Origin of the sequence: Marinoscillum sp. 108 (assembly GCF_902506655.1) — a bacterium.
In the GTDB taxonomy this organism is placed as follows: domain Bacteria; phylum Bacteroidota; class Bacteroidia; order Cytophagales; family Cyclobacteriaceae; genus Marinoscillum; species Marinoscillum luteum.
The window spans coordinates 3,057,311-3,071,836 of sequence record NZ_LR734808.1 but is presented as its reverse complement, the minus strand read 5'-3'; the positions used below and the strand labels follow the sequence as shown (position 1 = coordinate 3,071,836).

Here is a 14,526-nt window from a genome sequence, read left to right as displayed (position 1 = left end):
AAATATTGCGCAATAAGGCACAATCTCGTTAACAAAGTATCGTTGTCCTCGTTTTTTAGTTAACTTATATAAAATACTCGTTCAATGAAGCCTCTGTAGGTATGATAATAGACATTGTCCTTTGTATACTTCTATATTGTGTATTGTTGGTTTTCATTTTTTGGAAAAACAATCATAACAAAAACAACGATTCGGATGGAGATGATGAGGGTGGCCTGCCAGTAAGTCTCCCGCCTGATATAGATTTGCCTCCGGGAATCTGTCTGCCTGATGACCTACCTAAAAAAAGTATTCCTGAGACCGAAGAAGTTTTTGCATGAACAACCCTTTCAACGACCTGAAGAAATTAAACCCTATCAAATACAGCCCTATCTCTTTCAGCCGAAAAAGACCCAAAACAGGACTGGCTCCAGGTAGTCTTATTTACACAGGAAAAGTACACACCGATCATGTGAATATCCACGTGATCGACTACACCGATGAGCGGATTGATGAAGTAGACATAGAGGACGTCAACGACCTCCAGCAGTACAACAACCCCAACTCCGTCACCTGGATCAACATACAGGGCCTGCACGATGTAGACATTATTTCAAAAATTGGAGAAATGATGGGACTGCACCCATTAACCCTCGAAGACATCCTGGACACTAACCAGCGACCCAAAGTGGAGGAGTTTGACGAACACCTTTATATCTCTCTGAAAATGATCAACCACCTCGATAACCTCAATAAGATCGATATTGAGCAGGTCAGTTTGGTCATCCACGAAAATTTTGTAATCTGCTTCCAGGAAAAACCCGGTGATGTATTCAATGACATCCGAAGCAGGCTTAAAAACGGAAAGGGCCGCGCCAGAAAGCGTGGAGCTGATTACCTGGCCTATATGCTGTTGGACATCATCATTGACTACTACTATGAAACCCTGGATCAGGTTTGGGCCAGAATAGAGGTATTGGAAAATTTCGTGGTGCGTAGACCTCAGCGCATTCAACTAAAGGACATTCAGCTGCTCAGAAAAGACCTCATCCAACTCCGCAGGTTTATGTATCCGGTGCGCGATGTGGTGCATGCATTATCCAGCAGGAGCTCTTCCTACTTCTCAGACAACACGTTGATGTTCATCCGGGATACGTATGACCATGCCGTGCAGGTGGTAGAAAACCTGGACACCTATCGTGAAATCCTCACCAGTGTAATGGACCTTTATCTTTCTCAGCTCAGCATCAAAATGAACGAGGTAATGAAGGTACTGACCATCATTGCCACCATTTTTATTCCGCTCACCTTCATCGCAGGGATATACGGGATGAACTTTGAGCACATGCCAGAGCTGGGCTGGGCCATCAGCTACCCTGTGGGCTTCTATAGCCTGATAGGTGTGGTCACGCTTGTGATGATCGTCTACATGAAGAGCAGGCGCTGGCTCTAGTTTTGAAGGAGTTGAAGGTCTATAAAATTCTTGTAGGCTCCCTTTTCGGTGAGCAGCTCAGCGTGTGTACCTGATTCGATGACCTGCCCATTTTCTAAAACATATATCTTATCTACTTCACGAATGGTGGCCAGTCGGTGCGCAATGATGATGGTGGTTCGGTCTTTCATCAAGGTATCCAGGGCCTGCTGCACCAGATGCTCAGACTCAGAGTCCAACGAACTGGTTGCCTCATCCAATACAAGGATCGAAGGGTTCTTCAGTACGGCCCGGGCTATGGCAATCCGCTGGCGCTGCCCACCTGACAGCTTGACACCACGCTCTCCCACCAGGGTATCAAAACCCTCCGGAAAAGACTGGATAAACTCCAGGGCATTCGCTTGTTGGGCAGCCTCGGTAATTTCCTGATGGGTGGCCTCTGGTTTACCATATCGGATATTCTCCCCTATGGTGCCCCCAAAAAGAATCACCTCCTGAGGCACAATCCCGATGTGTGCCCGCAGGGCCGTTAAATCTATTTCGTTGATATTTTTACCTGCTATAGAAATGGCCCCTGCAGAAACCCCGTAAAAACGCATGAGTAGCTGCACTATGGTGGACTTGCCCGCTCCACTGTGCCCTACCAGGGCAATTTTCTCCCCTGCTTTGATCTTTAGGTTGATTCCCTTGAGCACCGGTAGCTCCCGGCGAGTAGGGTAGCTGAAAGCCACTTCCCTAAATTGGATATCTCCATGCAAATCCACTTCGCTTTTGGGCTGAGATAAGTCCTGTTCCGGATCTTCATTTTGTATTTCCAAAATACGCTCTGATGCACCCACAGCCTTCTGCACCTGGCCAAACAAGTCCCCAATCCCGGCAATGGAAGCCCCTATGAATGTGGTGTAGAGCACGAAAGAAAGCAAATCACCCACAGACATATCGCCGGATTGTACCAAGGTAGCGCCATACCACATCACCGCCACAATGCCCCCGAAGATCATGAATATGATAAAGGAGATAAACGCAGCTCTGTACCTGGCTACCCGCAGGGCGGTTTTTACTACTCCGCCCATAGATTTTCGGTATCTCAGTATTTCAAAAAGCTCTGAAGTAAATGATTTCACCGAACTGATACTTTGGATGGTTTCATCCACGATCACATTGGCTTCTGCCAGCTGATCCTGTGTTTTTTTAGAAAGTTTTCGGATGAATTTTCCAAATACAAAAGCCAACACCACGATGACCGGAAAAGTAGCCAGCATAAAAATACTCAGCGCCGGAGTGGTGTAAAAAATCAGTCCGATTCCGGCAATCAAAATAATGGTCTGCCTGATGAGCTCGGCCAGGGTGACAGAAAAAGTATTTTGCAACAATGACACATCATTGGAGATCCTACTCACCAACTCTCCTGCCCGGTTCTGATCAAAAAAAGCCATGGGGAGGGTCATCATCCGCTGATATAAGTCCGTGCGAATGTTGGCCATGGCATTTTCGGTCACGATGGCAAACAGAAAAACCCGGAAAAAGGAAACAATGCTTTGAAAGAGCAATACGCCCAACAACAGCAAAGCTGCGGTACCAATATTCTGAATAAACCACTCCTGCTTCCCGGACGCAATATCAATGAGCTTCCCGGCCACAAATGGAAATACCATGAAAAGACTACTGGAAACCACCAGTAGCACCAGACCCGTAATAAATGGCACCTTGTAGGGCCACATGTAGCTAAATATCCCGCTCAGGTTTTTCAGGCCCTCGCGGTTTAGCTTTTTCCTCTCTTCCTTGCTCATTCGGTTATTTTTCCTGAGATGGTATACTGGATGGTGTCTTTGAGAATCATTTTTTGAAACCCTCTGATCTGATAGGCGCTCAGTTGTCCGTTTTCAAATGTAAGCTCGAGGTTTCTCCTGTGCTGATAGATGGATTTGTCTTCATAGTAGTTGCTCACAATCCGCTCTACCTGCCCGTTGGCCTTGAACACCTCAAAGACTTTCACCGGGGCATCTATGTCGTCCTCCAGCTTGTATTGAATATAGTCAGCATTCGCAGCTGTACCATAGGCACCCACGTAATATGATTTATTCAAATTGAAATCTCTGATGATCACAAACTCCGACTCCCACTCGGCACTGCCAGGCTGTAGTTCCAGAGTTTCCTTCTGATCATCCATGGCTACTTCCTTGCTGAGTAACACCTTTTTTTCAGAAAGCAGCGCCACCTGCCGATCCAATAGGGAGTCCAGATCAAAATAAACCTTTAGTGTCACCGTAGACTGGCGATTTTCACCACAGCCCAATGCCAGGATGAATACTAGTACCGGAAGGAGGAAGTTTCTCATATCAAAGTAATTCCTCACCGGTCATTTCAGCAGGTTTTGGCACACCCATCAACTTCAGAATGGTGGGTGCCAGATCTCCCAGCTTGCCCGGCTTCAAGGTGCCTTTGAAGTCATTGTCCACCAAAATAAAAGGCACCAGATTGGTAGTATGTGCCGTGTTGGGTGATCCGTCCGGGTTGATCATCATGTCCGAATTGCCGTGATCCGCGATAATGATACTGGAATACCCGTGCGCAAGCGCCACGTCCACTACTTCACTGGCACAGGCGTCCACCGTTTCGCAGGCTTTCACAGCCGCCTCAAAAACGCCCGTGTGTCCTACCATATCAGGGTTGGCAAAGTTCAAACAAACGAAATCTACCTCCTCCTTCTTCAGCTCAACAATGATTTTATCCTTGATATCATTGGCACTCATTTCGGGCTGCAGATCGTACGTGGCCACCTTAGGGGATGGACAGAGCAACCTGGTCTCGCCTACAAATTCCTTTTCCCGTCCTCCAGAAAAGAAGAAGGTCACGTGAGGGTATTTTTCTGTTTCAGCAATTCGAATCTGCTTTTTTCCATGCGCTTCCAGCACTTCGCCCAGCGTCTGCTTCAGGTTGTCTTTATCAAAAACCACCTTGACACCTTTGAAAGTATCGTCATAGTTTGTCATGGTGAGGTAGTAGAGGTCCAGCGTTTTCATGCCATGATCCGGCAGGTCATTCTGAGTCAATACCTCGGTAATCTCACGTCCTCTGTCAGTTCGGAAATTAAAGCACATGACCACATCGCCATCCGCTATGTGTCCAACAGGCGCACCGTTTTCTGTATGAATAATCGGCTTGATAAACTCATCCGTCACTCCCGCATCATATGACGCCTGAATGGCCGACAGTACATCTTCGGTCTCCACTTCCCCTTTGGCATTCACCATGGCATCATACGCCAGCTTCACCCGTTCCCATCTCTTGTCACGGTCCATGGCAAAATAACGTCCAGTGATGGAAGCGATCTTTCCAGTAGTTTTGGTCATATGCTCTTGCACCTCTTGCATGAAGCCTTTTCCACTTTTGGGGTCACAGTCCCGGCCATCCGTAAAGGCATGTACCAATACGTCCTTGCAACCATTGGCATCCGCTGCCGTCAGGAGCCCTTTGAGGTGGTTGATGTGCGAGTGCACTCCACCGTCAGACACCAACCCTATAAAATGTATTTTCTTTCCTTCTTTCTTAGCATAATCAAAAGCCGCCACCAACTCTTTCTCTTTGGCCAGTGTACCTTCTTCGGCAGCTTTATTGATTTTCACCAGGTCCTGATAGACCACCCTACCAGCACCAATGTTCATATGTCCCACTTCGGAGTTACCCATTTGCCCCTCTGGCAAACCTACAGCCAGGCCTGAAGCCTCCAGCGTGCTGTTTACGTATTTTCCATATAGACTATCCATAAAAGGAGTCTTGGCTTTGTCAACAGCCGAAACACTCTTATCTGTAGCGATTCCCCAGCCGTCTAGTATAATCAGGATTACTTTTTTATTCATGGCACAAATATAATATCCACAAGCCAAGGGAATCTACCAATTTGGCCTAATCCTGACGGATTAATTAATTGTGGCATAATTTTCGATAACTTTAGGGTATGATAAAAATAGGCTTCTTACTGAGCTCGCTTCTATTTACATTCTTCACCCCCACTCAGGAAGACATTCTGGCGAATATTGCTGTGGCAATGAAAGCTGGTAGTTCGAAAGAGTTGATCAAATTTTGTAATACCAACATTGAGATCAAAGTGGATGGCAAAGCCTCAAACTATAGCATTGCCCAGGCTGAAGTGGTATTGAAGGACTTTTTTCTCAAAAACCCACCGAAAGGGTTTCAGTACATTCATCAAGGATCCTCACCCGAGGGACTGAAGTACACCATCGGCACCTACTCGCTTGAGGAAGGCAGTTATCGTGTGGTGATGGTAGTGAAAAATGTAAAAAATCAGTTCAAAATAGACACCATCAACTTTAGCCGCGAATAATTGGCTTTGAATAGTCGCAGAAAGGGCCAGCTTTCCTAATTTTGCGGTCTTATGTCAGCACCCTATCTCACTGAGCAAAATATTCGGTATTTCATCAAGACGGCTTTGTCTGAAGACATTGGTGATGGGGATCATAGTTCTCTAGGGAGCATCCCTAAAAATCAGGTGAGCCATGCCCGCCTCCTGATCAAGGATCACGGGATCATTGCCGGCCTCACCCTGGCTGAGCGCATCTTTCATTATGTAGACAAGTCCATCAAGATCGATTTCAAGAAAAAAGATGGGGATTTTGTAAGCAATGGGGACATTGGGTTTACTGTGGAGGGCAAGGCGCAGGCCATCCTCAGTGCGGAACGGTTGGTACTCAACTGCCTGCAGCGCATGAGTGGCATAGCCACCTACACCCACCGAATGAACCTGCTCATCAGAGGATCACGAGCACGCCTGCTGGACACCCGAAAAACCACTCCCAATTTTCGCCTGCCGGAAAAATGGGCAGTATTAATAGGTGGAGGTGTCAACCATCGGTTTGGTCTGTACGATATGGTGATGCTGAAAGATAACCACATAGACTATGCTGGGGGTGTAAAGGAAGCCATCACGGAAACAGTGGCCTACCTGAAAGCCAACAACCTCGACCTTAAAATAGAAGTGGAGGTACGCAACCTCGAGGAGCTGGAGCAGGTGCTGGAGGTGGGGCACGTTCACCGAGTGCTTCTGGACAACATGCTGCCCTCAGCCATTCGGGAGGCCATCGGTATGATCAGAGGCCGGATGGAGACAGAAGCCTCAGGAGGTATTAATGAAAAAAACATTGGAGATATTGCCGAAACCGGGGTGGATTTCATTTCAGTGGGTGCGTTGACTCATTCCTATAAAAGTCTTGACATCAGCTTAAAAGCGATAAAATAATTATGATTGTAAGAACCAAAAAATATCAACTTGCCACAGGCACTTATATAAAAACAGCCCTTGTTTCAGTATTGAAAGAGCAATGGTGGGTAGGGCTCATTTACCTGGCCATCTGTGCAGGCTACCTGTGGATTCCAAACTGGTGGTGGATCATCGGTGCGACCATCGGCCTTGTACTTTATCTGCTTTTCTGGTTGATCCAGTTTGCTGGTGTCACGCAACTGGAGCAGGGCAAGTTCATGTTTCAAAAGCTGTCGTATGAAATCACCAGTCAGCAAATTCTTCTCAAAATCAACCCCAAGCAGGGCATGCCCATGAAATGGGAGCAAATCAAAAGGGTGAAGAAGGGCAAGGATCATTTCGTGTTGTTTGTGAGCAAGGCACAACTCCTCTATTTCCCTTTCAAGATTTTCAACAACGAAAATGAAATCAAGTTCATTGAGACCGTTCTGAAAAGAAAAGGTTTTATCAAATAGGCATGGACCGCAGGGCTTTACTCAAGCAGGCCAAAGCCAAAGCTGCCAAATTCTGCTCCTCCAAAGAGCGTGCGCCCTTTCAGGTATATGAAAAACTCATGGCCTGGGAGCTACGTGAGGACGAAGCGCAGGAGGTTTTGGCAGAACTCACAGAGGAACGTTTCGTAGATGAGCGGCGATTTTGCAAAGCCTTTTGCCATGACAAGTTTGAGTTTAACCATTGGGGGAAAAACCGCATTCAGCAAGAGCTGTATCGCTTCCGCTTGTCTCAGGAGGTGATCACCGAAGGGATGAACTACATAGACCCCGACAGGTACCAAAAGACTCTGGAGGATCTGGCCAGAAAAAAGTGGAACAGTCTGATGGATGAGCTTTGGCCAAAAAAACAAAAAACCATGGCCTATCTGATCGGAAAGGGCTATGAAATAGATCTGGTCATGGAGACGGTTAATCAATTGTCGGTTAGCCAACAATAGGACGTTACACTTTCATTATATTTAATCCTTCCACAGCATGCGGCGTTCTAGTCACTATGATCAAATTTTTTAGCCTCATTACTTTGGTTTTCCTCATGCAGGAGGGCCATCTCAACCTTGACAAACAAGGAGTAGCCATGGAGGGATATGATCCTGTGAGTTATTTTAATGGCAAACCCACAGCCGGTCAAAGTGGATATTTCTATCAATTTGAGGGAGCCCGGTATTACTTTTCATCCTCAGAAAATCTGGAAATTTTTAAATTAACACCTGAAAAATACGTGCCCCAATATGGCGGCTGGTGTGCGTATGCCATGGGTGAGACCGGAGACAAAGTGAAAATAGACCCGGAAACATTCAGAATTACGGACGGTAAACTCTATCTCTTTTACAACTTCCGGGGTAACAATACCTTGATCCCATGGAAACAAAACGAATTGCCGCTGATGGAAAAAGCCAACAAAAATTGGAACACCAAATACGTTTCTGATTAATTTAGACTTAACATATGCCTATTAATCAATCTGCTATCAACCTGCTGGATCAGGTCAAATACATTGTTCGCCAGATGACCAGTGACCAGTATGTACTACCGATCTCTACCCTGAGCAATGCCACCATTGGTCAGCATGTGCGTCACTTGCTTGAGTTTTTTCTATGCCTTCAGGATGCCCAACTAACACGCTCCCTGGACTACGATGACCGCAAGCACGATCAGTACCTGCAAACGGATGTGAAGTTGGCACTGGGTGTGACCAATGCACTTCAGAACACTCTTCAACAACAAGACAAGGATTTTCCTATAGCAATGAGGGCCAACTACGACATTGAGGTCGAAAATTCCATTGACATCTCTACCTCATTTTTTCGCGAACTGGCTTACAATATTGAACATGCCATACACCACATGGCGTTGATTAAAATCGGCCTGAGAGAAGCCTTTCCGGAGGTGGATATACCTGAGCATTTTGGCGTGGCCAGTTCTACGGTGCGCTATCAAAAATCTCAAAACACCTGATGCATCGCACGGTCTCTCGATTAAAATCACTCTGGTATAAAGTCACTCATTGGGAATTTTGGCCATTCGCTGTACTCTATTTCCCAGTGAACTTTTACTACCCCTGGCTGGCCTTCAGATGCCAGTCGCTCTTCTTTTTTACAGCCGCCAACCCGAGCATCGATTTTGGGGGAATGCTTGGTGAAAGTAAGTCGGCCATTTTTGACCTCATTCCCGAGAAGTACCTTCCAGCCTATCGGCTCATTGCACCCGGAGATGAGAGCGCGGCTAAAACCTTTGCCCAACAAATTGGCTATCCGCTCATTGCCAAACCGGACATAGGGGAGCGTGGCAAACTCGTGGAAAAAATCAATGATGAGCAAGCTCTGGAAAAATACCTGGCCAAATGCCCGGTACCTTTACTGATGCAAGCATTTGTATCATTCCCATTAGAGTTGGGGGTATTCTTCGTGAAACATCCGAATAACGCTGAGGGGCGCATCACATCTATTGTAGAAAAGGATTTCATGTCAGTGGTGGGAGATGGCCACCATACCGTGAAACAACTGCTGGACAGTAACCCACGGGCTTTGCTTCAAATTGACACAAATCATCCACGCTTTCAGTTGTTGCTGGAGGAGATTCCTCAAAAGGGTAAAAAAGTCACCGTGGAAGGCATCGGTAATCACTGCCGGGGCACCACTTTTTTGAATGCCAATAACCGTATCACGGGTCAACTCAACAGTACTTTTAACACCATTGCCAAAGGCATCAAAGACTTCCATTTTGGGCGATTTGACCTGAGGTGTACCTCGTGGAGTGATCTGGAAGAAGGTAAAAACATAATGATTCTGGAACTGAACGGCGCAGGCGCAGAACCCGGACACATCTATCAGCCCGGTTACTCCCTATGGAAGGGCTATCGGGCTATATTTTGGCATTTGTCTACCTTGGCAGAAATAAGCCGCGCCAATCGCAAGAAGGGAATCCCCTATTGGACATTTGCGCAAGGCTGGAAAAAAATGAAAACGATCAGAGCGTATAACAGGAAAATAGAAAGCGCATTGTGAGTACTCAGGTCTTCATCATTGCCTTTGTGGTGAGCTATCTCGGGTCCATTCCCCCCGGCACCATCAACATCACCAGCATGCAGCTTTCGGTGCAAAACCACCGACGTGCGGCTTTCTTCTTTGCTTTAGCTGCGTCTATTACAGAGTTTATCTATGCTGGGGTGACTGTCCGCCTTCAGCTTTTCCTGAGTGAAAAACCCTTCTTTACAGAATACTTCCAGATTATCACAGCACTGGCGATGCTGGCCCTGGGTGTTGCCAATCTCCTCACCAAAACGAATAGTCAATCGCTGCTCTCCAAAACCACAACGCCGAAAGGCCGCAATGGCTTTAAACTCGGGGTGATCCTCGGGGTACTGAATCCGCTAACGATCCCCTTTTGGCTGGCGGTTACCGCCTACCTCCAGAATCATCGACTCATCTCATTGTCTGGTGTGAACTTCTGGCTGTATCTCAGCGGCATCTCCATCGGTACTTTTGCCCTTCTGCTCACGGTCAACCGGCTAGGTGCCCGATTTACCAACATTGCCGACAATCAGCTCCTGGTACACCGGCTACCAGGCATCATCTTCATCCTGTTAGGATTGTACAACTTTATCGATTGGCTTTTCTGAGCTGCTTCTGAAGGTCTGAATGAATGTAAAATCCTCTGAGCATCATGGTCAGAATCAATGGAATGAGCGCCATATGAAGTGGCTGAGGCAATGCTGACCAGATCACCAGCAAAATCAGATATCCAGCTGAAACCACCAGAAAGTATTTGCTCAAAAATGGCTGAAGTTTCCTGACTCCCAATAAATAGGCAAAAGGAATATGAAGAGGAATGGCCCAAAGTAGGTTGAGATTGTCTTTGGAAAGATGCTCGGTGGCCCACCACAAAAACACCAGCCACCAGCCAATCAAACCTGCCAACGTGAAAACCACCGGATCTAACCATTTGGTGCGCTTCTCCTTCTTAAAATCTCTGTTGGTAATGAAGCCAACTACAAAAAACACAAGCACGAAGAAATTGAAAGGTGTGAAAAACTTGCTCTCCTGCTGCTCCTCCGGAGTGGGTACATACACATTCACCGTTTCGCCGACGAGTGGCACCTCCAGAGAATCCCTCCTGAGGGAAGCGGTAGACAAAGAGGCTTCTATATAATCGGGCAAAAACATATATTCTCGGGGAGTGGCTTCCTTATCAATCTGCATCCCCAGACCAATATCGATGATCCAGTCTCCCCACGGCTGGTCTCCCAGGTAGTCGTCCATCAGGTCCCGAATGGTCTTTCCATCTTCCACATAGTCCGCATTGAAAGTGATTTGCTTCGGAAAAACCGCCACCAGCACATCATACATCTTCGTGGCACAGTTGTCGTATACATAGTTGTAATAGTAATCCCGGTTTTCTGGTTTGTAGTTGTTGGTAAGGAAATCCACCATGGCCTGTTTCTCAGCCAGAGTGAGGTTCAGTCGTTGCTCTATGATGTACCGGTTTTCCCTTGCGTAGTGGTTTTTGAACGGAGTATACCTGGAAAGGCCCAGCTTGTAGAGCATTCTGCCTCGGGCAAAATTCCAATAGAAATTCTCCTGATCGAAATCGAAAACACCATAGTTGAATACCCAGTCGATGTTGCGCTCAGGATCAGAAAAGTGAATGGCGCTGTGCCCAAAAGCCGAATACAGTTCTTCCTGGTATGGGCCCAGGGTCATGATGCTGATTTCTGCCTGGTCGGATACTTCTACCTCCCGGCCCTCACTTTTAAAAAAGAACAAAACTAGAACGGAAAAAACCAGGAGTCTCCAATACATATCCGGGGAATGATTCATAAGTTTAAACTATGTATATCAACATCAATGATAGCTTACAATTGGCCTCAAAGCTAACCCTTAAACGGCTAATTAATGCTTTTCATGTGTATACCTCTTTCCGTAAGTCACGGAAAACAGGCACCCCTCATATCAAGGGTTTGCCGATCAGCCTCTCTATAGAGCCTACCACGGCGTGCAACCTCCGATGCCCCGAATGCCCGAGCGGGCTGCGCTCTTTTACCCGCCCTACCGGCAAACTTGATCAACAACTCTTCAAAACCATTTTGGACGAAATCGGCGACACACTGGCTTACCTTATCTTCTATTTTCAGGGTGAGCCCTATCTTCATCCCCAGCTTCTGAACATGGTGAAATACGCCACAGACAAAAAAATTTACACCGCCACTTCCACCAACGCTCACTTCCTCACCGACGAGATCGCCAAACAAACCGTGGAATCAGGTCTGGACCGGATGATTATTTCCATAGATGGAGCTACTCAGGAAACCTACGAGGCATACCGCAAAACCGGGGAACTAAATAAGGTACTGGAGGGAACTGAGAACATTCTGAAATGGAAAAAAGCGCTGAAATCCCGTACCCCTTTTGTCGTCTGGCAATTTCTCGTCGTCCGCCCCAATGAACATGAAATTCCGGAAATCAAAAAAATGGGGAAAGCCTATGGCGTGGATCAGGTTGTCTTCAAGACCGCCCAGATCTATGACTATGCCCAGGGGAATGAATTGATCCCTACACAGGACAAATACTCACGATATGCCCCCTTGCCAGATGGTACCTATCGGCTCAAAAACAAACTCCTCAAAGAATGCTGGAAAATGTGGCACTCCTGTGTGATCACATGGGATGGTAAAGTGGTCCCCTGCTGCTTTGATAAGGATGCGCACCATGTATTGGGCAATACCTCTCATCAACCTTTTAAGGATATCTGGCATTCAGATGGCTATGCCTCTTTCAGAAAAACGCTGCTGACTTCAAGGGATGAAATAGAAATTTGCAAGAACTGCACGGAAGGCGGAAAGGTCTGGGCTTAGTCGTTCCAGTGTTTTTGGATCACCCGCAGTAGCTCCCCGTGCACTGGGCCAGCAGCGACCATTTCTCGACCAAATAAGAATTCATTGCCCCCCTGAAAATCAGTAACCGTGCCTCCTGCTTCCTGCACAATGATCACTCCGGCTGCTACATCCCAGGGATTAAGATTGTGTTCAAAAAATGCTTCATACCGCCCGCAGGCCACATAGGCCATGTCCACAGCCGCACTCCCTACCCTTCGGAGACCGTGCGCATTTTTCATGAGCTCGTTCAAGATAGCCAGATAAGCATCCAGCTTTTCAAAATTATGTACTGGAAAGCCCGTGGCAAATAAACTGTCGTCGATGGCGCTGGCCTCTGTGACCGAAATTTTTTGATCATTCAGAAAACAACCACCCTCTTTCCAGGCCACAAAGCACTCATCCCTGTTGATCTCATAAATCACTCCGAGGACCACTTCATGGTCTGCCATCAGTCCTATACTAATGGCGTAGGTTGGCAACCCATGCACGAAATTCGTGGTACCATCCAGGGGATCTATGATCCAGGTATATGCTCTTCTATCCTGAGCGATGGTATTCTCCTCAGTGATGTATCCAGCCTCCGGCAAAATCTCTTTCAGACCCGTAACAAGCTTCCTTTCGGTCTCCTTATCCACATAAGACACCAGATCACTTTTACCCTTCAGCTCCACATGCTCTATGGAGAACGCCGAAGCTTCCTGCCGGATGAATGCGCCCGTATCTCTGGTCAGGCGGGCAACAAGCTGAGCAATATTTTCCAGGTCAATGGTCATTTGGACTTTCCTTCTAATATAAGCACAAACTCCCCTTTGATGGTCTTTGCCTCGAAATAACCGATCACCTCTTCAAGGGTACCGTTGACGGTTTCCTCAAACTTCTTGGTCAGTTCCCTGGATACCGATACTTTCCGATCTGCTCCCATGAATTCAGCAAATTGGCCAAGTGTTTTTATCAATCGATGTGGTGATTCATAGAAGATCATGGAGCGTGGTTCTTCCTTCAGGTATTCCAGGCGGGTTTGTCTACCCTTCTTATGAGGAAGAAACCCCTCAAAAACGAATTTATCAGATGGCAATCCCGACTTGACAAGGGCCGGAACGAAAGCCGTGGCACCTGGCAGGCACTCTACCTTGATTCCCTCATCGGCCGCCGCACGGGCCAGCATGAATCCGGGATCGGAAATTCCAGGGGTACCCGCGTCGGTAATCAACGCAAGAGTTTCTCCAGCCTTTATTCTGGAAATGATTGTTTCTGTTCGCTTGTGCTCATTGAAAGAGTGAAAACTCTCTGTGGGAGTGGTGATACCATAGTGCTTCAGCAGCACCCCGGAAGTACGGGTATCTTCGGCCAGGATTTTATCCACACTCTTTAAAACTTCCACTGCCCTGAAGGTGATGTCCCCGAGGTTTCCGATAGGGGTAGGAACCAGGTATAACCGTGTGGATGACTCCATGTTCAGGCCAGCAAATCGTCTATAGCTTTAGCCAGGGTACGATCCTTCTCAGTCACCGTATTTCCGGCATCATGGGTGGTGAGCTCAAAAGAAACTTTGTTGTACACATTGGACCAGCTAGGGTGGTGATTCATCTTCTCTGCCACAATAGCCACCTTGGACATGAATCCAAATGCTGACACAAAATCCTTAAACTCAATGGTTCTCGTAAGCTTGTTATCTTGTTCTTTCCACATCTCCTTTTTGATTTTATAGTGCAAAACAGCCTTCAACCTCATTGGCGGCTATATATACATCCAGTACGGCCTGGCTCGTTTCCAGTTTCGTTTTGGCGGTGATGCTGATGTAATTTTTGCCAGAGCTCTCCTTAAAGGAAATCTCTCCTGGAGGTATCAAATCCAATATCTCTCTCTTCTTGTCCACGGGTACTATAAACTTAAAAGTGTAGTACCCTGGAAAATTATGCTGAAGTTCTACTTTCTCTCTGAAAGACTCTACGTCCCAACTCATACCTAAAAG

Annotated in this window: 18 protein-coding genes; 10 read left to right on the top strand and 8 right to left on the bottom strand. The window is 46.9% G+C overall.

Annotation, left to right across the window (positions count from 1 at the left end; genetic code table 11):
- The first annotated feature begins 316 nt into the window (after positions 1 to 316).
- The gene (gene corA / locus GV030_RS12265; RefSeq protein ID WP_159582604.1) at positions 317 to 1,432 is read left to right on the top strand and encodes a magnesium/cobalt transporter CorA; all 1,116 of its coding nucleotides are present in this window, start codon (positions 317 to 319) and stop codon (positions 1,430 to 1,432) included.
- Here the strand turns inward: corA and GV030_RS12260 are convergent.
- The 3 genes from GV030_RS12260 to gpmI are packed head-to-tail and all read right to left on the bottom strand — an operon-like array spanning position 1,429 to position 5,271.
- A complete protein-coding gene (locus GV030_RS12260; protein WP_159582603.1) occupies positions 1,429 to 3,201 on the bottom strand; it encodes an ABC transporter ATP-binding protein in 1,773 nt (590 codons plus the stop codon). The two genes, corA and GV030_RS12260, sit on opposite strands and share 4 nt — an antisense overlap.
- Positions 3,198 to 3,749 (bottom strand): hypothetical protein, encoded by a 552-nt coding sequence (locus GV030_RS12255; RefSeq protein ID WP_159582602.1) that lies wholly within the window; start codon positions 3,747 to 3,749, stop codon positions 3,198 to 3,200. The genes GV030_RS12260 and GV030_RS12255 overlap by 4 nt, the downstream gene beginning before the upstream one ends.
- Position 3,750: 1 nt before the next feature.
- The gene (gene gpmI / locus GV030_RS12250; protein WP_159582601.1) at positions 3,751 to 5,271 is read right to left on the bottom strand and encodes a 2,3-bisphosphoglycerate-independent phosphoglycerate mutase; all 1,521 of its coding nucleotides are present in this window, start codon (positions 5,269 to 5,271) and stop codon (positions 3,751 to 3,753) included.
- Positions 5,272 to 5,369: 98 nt separating this feature from the next.
- Here gpmI and GV030_RS12245 point away from each other — a divergent pair, with 98 nt between their 5' ends.
- Genes GV030_RS12245 through GV030_RS12210 form a run of 8 tightly spaced genes read left to right on the top strand, consistent with a single transcriptional unit; the run spans position 5,370 to position 10,301 of the window.
- Positions 5,370 to 5,756, top strand: a complete 387-nt coding sequence (locus GV030_RS12245) for a DUF4783 domain-containing protein (protein ID WP_159582600.1) — start codon at positions 5,370 to 5,372, stop codon at positions 5,754 to 5,756.
- Positions 5,757 to 5,807: 51 nt separating this feature from the next.
- Positions 5,808 to 6,668, top strand: a complete 861-nt coding sequence (gene nadC, locus GV030_RS12240) for a carboxylating nicotinate-nucleotide diphosphorylase (RefSeq protein ID WP_159582599.1) — start codon at positions 5,808 to 5,810, stop codon at positions 6,666 to 6,668.
- 2 nt (positions 6,669 to 6,670) lie between these two features.
- Complete coding sequence (locus tag GV030_RS12235; protein WP_159582598.1) at positions 6,671 to 7,144, top strand: YcxB family protein; 474 nt, start codon at positions 6,671 to 6,673, stop codon at positions 7,142 to 7,144.
- Between the two features lie 2 nt (positions 7,145 to 7,146).
- Positions 7,147 to 7,620 (top strand): regulatory protein RecX, encoded by a 474-nt coding sequence (locus GV030_RS12230; protein ID WP_159582597.1) that lies wholly within the window; start codon positions 7,147 to 7,149, stop codon positions 7,618 to 7,620.
- Positions 7,621 to 7,676: 56 nt separating this feature from the next.
- On the top strand, positions 7,677 to 8,114 hold the full coding sequence (locus tag GV030_RS12225) for a YHS domain-containing (seleno)protein (RefSeq protein WP_159582596.1): 438 nt from the start codon (positions 7,677 to 7,679) through the stop codon (positions 8,112 to 8,114).
- A gap of 14 nt (positions 8,115 to 8,128) precedes the next feature.
- Entirely contained in the window at positions 8,129 to 8,638 is a 510-nt protein-coding gene (locus tag GV030_RS12220) for a DinB family protein (protein WP_159582595.1), read from the top strand.
- Positions 8,638 to 9,687 (top strand): hypothetical protein, encoded by a 1,050-nt coding sequence (locus GV030_RS12215; RefSeq protein ID WP_159582594.1) that lies wholly within the window; start codon positions 8,638 to 8,640, stop codon positions 9,685 to 9,687. The genes GV030_RS12220 and GV030_RS12215 overlap by 1 nt, the downstream gene beginning before the upstream one ends.
- Positions 9,684 to 10,301 carry a LysE family transporter gene (locus tag GV030_RS12210; RefSeq protein WP_159582593.1) on the top strand — a complete coding sequence of 206 codons (618 nt, stop codon included), beginning with the start codon at positions 9,684 to 9,686 and terminating at the stop codon, positions 10,299 to 10,301. The genes GV030_RS12215 and GV030_RS12210 overlap by 4 nt, the downstream gene beginning before the upstream one ends.
- On the opposite strand, the gene GV030_RS12205 is transcribed toward GV030_RS12210, so the two are convergent.
- Complete coding sequence (locus tag GV030_RS12205; RefSeq protein WP_255465365.1) at positions 10,282 to 11,499, bottom strand: DUF4105 domain-containing protein; 1,218 nt, start codon at positions 11,497 to 11,499, stop codon at positions 10,282 to 10,284. The genes GV030_RS12210 and GV030_RS12205 overlap by 20 nt on opposite strands.
- A gap of 11 nt (positions 11,500 to 11,510) precedes the next feature.
- On the opposite strand from GV030_RS12205, the gene GV030_RS12200 reads away from it, so the two are divergent.
- Complete coding sequence (locus tag GV030_RS12200; RefSeq protein WP_159582591.1) at positions 11,511 to 12,533, top strand: SPASM domain-containing protein; 1,023 nt, start codon at positions 11,511 to 11,513, stop codon at positions 12,531 to 12,533.
- On the opposite strand, the gene GV030_RS12195 is transcribed toward GV030_RS12200, so the two are convergent.
- The 4 genes from GV030_RS12195 to GV030_RS12180 are packed head-to-tail and all read right to left on the bottom strand — an operon-like array spanning position 12,530 to position 14,517.
- A complete protein-coding gene (locus GV030_RS12195; RefSeq protein ID WP_159582590.1) occupies positions 12,530 to 13,327 on the bottom strand; it encodes an inositol monophosphatase family protein in 798 nt (265 codons plus the stop codon). The genes GV030_RS12200 and GV030_RS12195 overlap by 4 nt on opposite strands.
- Positions 13,324 to 14,007, bottom strand: coding sequence for a 16S rRNA (cytidine(1402)-2'-O)-methyltransferase (gene rsmI, locus GV030_RS12190; protein ID WP_159582589.1), 684 nt, complete (start codon positions 14,005 to 14,007; stop codon positions 13,324 to 13,326). The genes GV030_RS12195 and rsmI overlap by 4 nt, the downstream gene beginning before the upstream one ends.
- A gap of 2 nt (positions 14,008 to 14,009) precedes the next feature.
- Positions 14,010 to 14,243 carry a 4a-hydroxytetrahydrobiopterin dehydratase gene (locus GV030_RS12185; protein ID WP_159582588.1) on the bottom strand — a complete coding sequence of 78 codons (234 nt, stop codon included), beginning with the start codon at positions 14,241 to 14,243 and terminating at the stop codon, positions 14,010 to 14,012.
- Between the two features lie 13 nt (positions 14,244 to 14,256).
- On the bottom strand, positions 14,257 to 14,517 hold the full coding sequence (locus GV030_RS12180; RefSeq protein ID WP_159582587.1) for a DUF493 domain-containing protein: 261 nt from the start codon (positions 14,515 to 14,517) through the stop codon (positions 14,257 to 14,259).
- Positions 14,518 to 14,526 lie beyond the last annotated feature (9 nt).

Excerpts from the sequence above, each read along its gene's own strand:
- corA (WP_159582604.1), top strand. The coding sequence starts at position 317 with ATGAACAACCCTTTCAACGACCTGAAGAAATTAAACCCTATCAAATAC.
- GV030_RS12260 (WP_159582603.1), bottom strand. The coding sequence starts at position 3,201 with ATGAGCAAGGAAGAGAGGAAAAAGCTAAACCGCGAGGGCCTGAAAAAC.
- GV030_RS12255 (WP_159582602.1), bottom strand. The coding sequence starts at position 3,749 with ATGAGAAACTTCCTCCTTCCGGTACTAGTATTCATCCTGGCATTGGGC.
- gpmI (WP_159582601.1), bottom strand. The coding sequence starts at position 5,271 with ATGAATAAAAAAGTAATCCTGATTATACTAGACGGCTGGGGAATCGCT.
- GV030_RS12245 (WP_159582600.1), top strand. The coding sequence starts at position 5,370 with ATGATAAAAATAGGCTTCTTACTGAGCTCGCTTCTATTTACATTCTTC.
- nadC (WP_159582599.1), top strand. The coding sequence starts at position 5,808 with ATGTCAGCACCCTATCTCACTGAGCAAAATATTCGGTATTTCATCAAG.
- GV030_RS12235 (WP_159582598.1), top strand. The coding sequence starts at position 6,671 with ATGATTGTAAGAACCAAAAAATATCAACTTGCCACAGGCACTTATATA.
- GV030_RS12230 (WP_159582597.1), top strand. The coding sequence starts at position 7,147 with ATGGACCGCAGGGCTTTACTCAAGCAGGCCAAAGCCAAAGCTGCCAAA.
- GV030_RS12225 (WP_159582596.1), top strand. The coding sequence starts at position 7,677 with ATGATCAAATTTTTTAGCCTCATTACTTTGGTTTTCCTCATGCAGGAG.
- GV030_RS12220 (WP_159582595.1), top strand. The coding sequence starts at position 8,129 with ATGCCTATTAATCAATCTGCTATCAACCTGCTGGATCAGGTCAAATAC.
- GV030_RS12215 (WP_159582594.1), top strand. The coding sequence starts at position 8,638 with ATGCATCGCACGGTCTCTCGATTAAAATCACTCTGGTATAAAGTCACT.
- GV030_RS12205 (WP_255465365.1), bottom strand. The coding sequence starts at position 11,499 with ATGAATCATTCCCCGGATATGTATTGGAGACTCCTGGTTTTTTCCGTT.
- GV030_RS12200 (WP_159582591.1), top strand. The coding sequence starts at position 11,511 with ATGTATATCAACATCAATGATAGCTTACAATTGGCCTCAAAGCTAACC.
- GV030_RS12195 (WP_159582590.1), bottom strand. The coding sequence starts at position 13,327 with ATGACCATTGACCTGGAAAATATTGCTCAGCTTGTTGCCCGCCTGACC.
- rsmI (WP_159582589.1), bottom strand. The coding sequence starts at position 14,007 with ATGGAGTCATCCACACGGTTATACCTGGTTCCTACCCCTATCGGAAAC.
- GV030_RS12185 (WP_159582588.1), bottom strand. The coding sequence starts at position 14,243 with ATGTGGAAAGAACAAGATAACAAGCTTACGAGAACCATTGAGTTTAAG.
- GV030_RS12180 (WP_159582587.1), bottom strand. The coding sequence starts at position 14,517 with ATGAGTTGGGACGTAGAGTCTTTCAGAGAGAAAGTAGAACTTCAGCAT.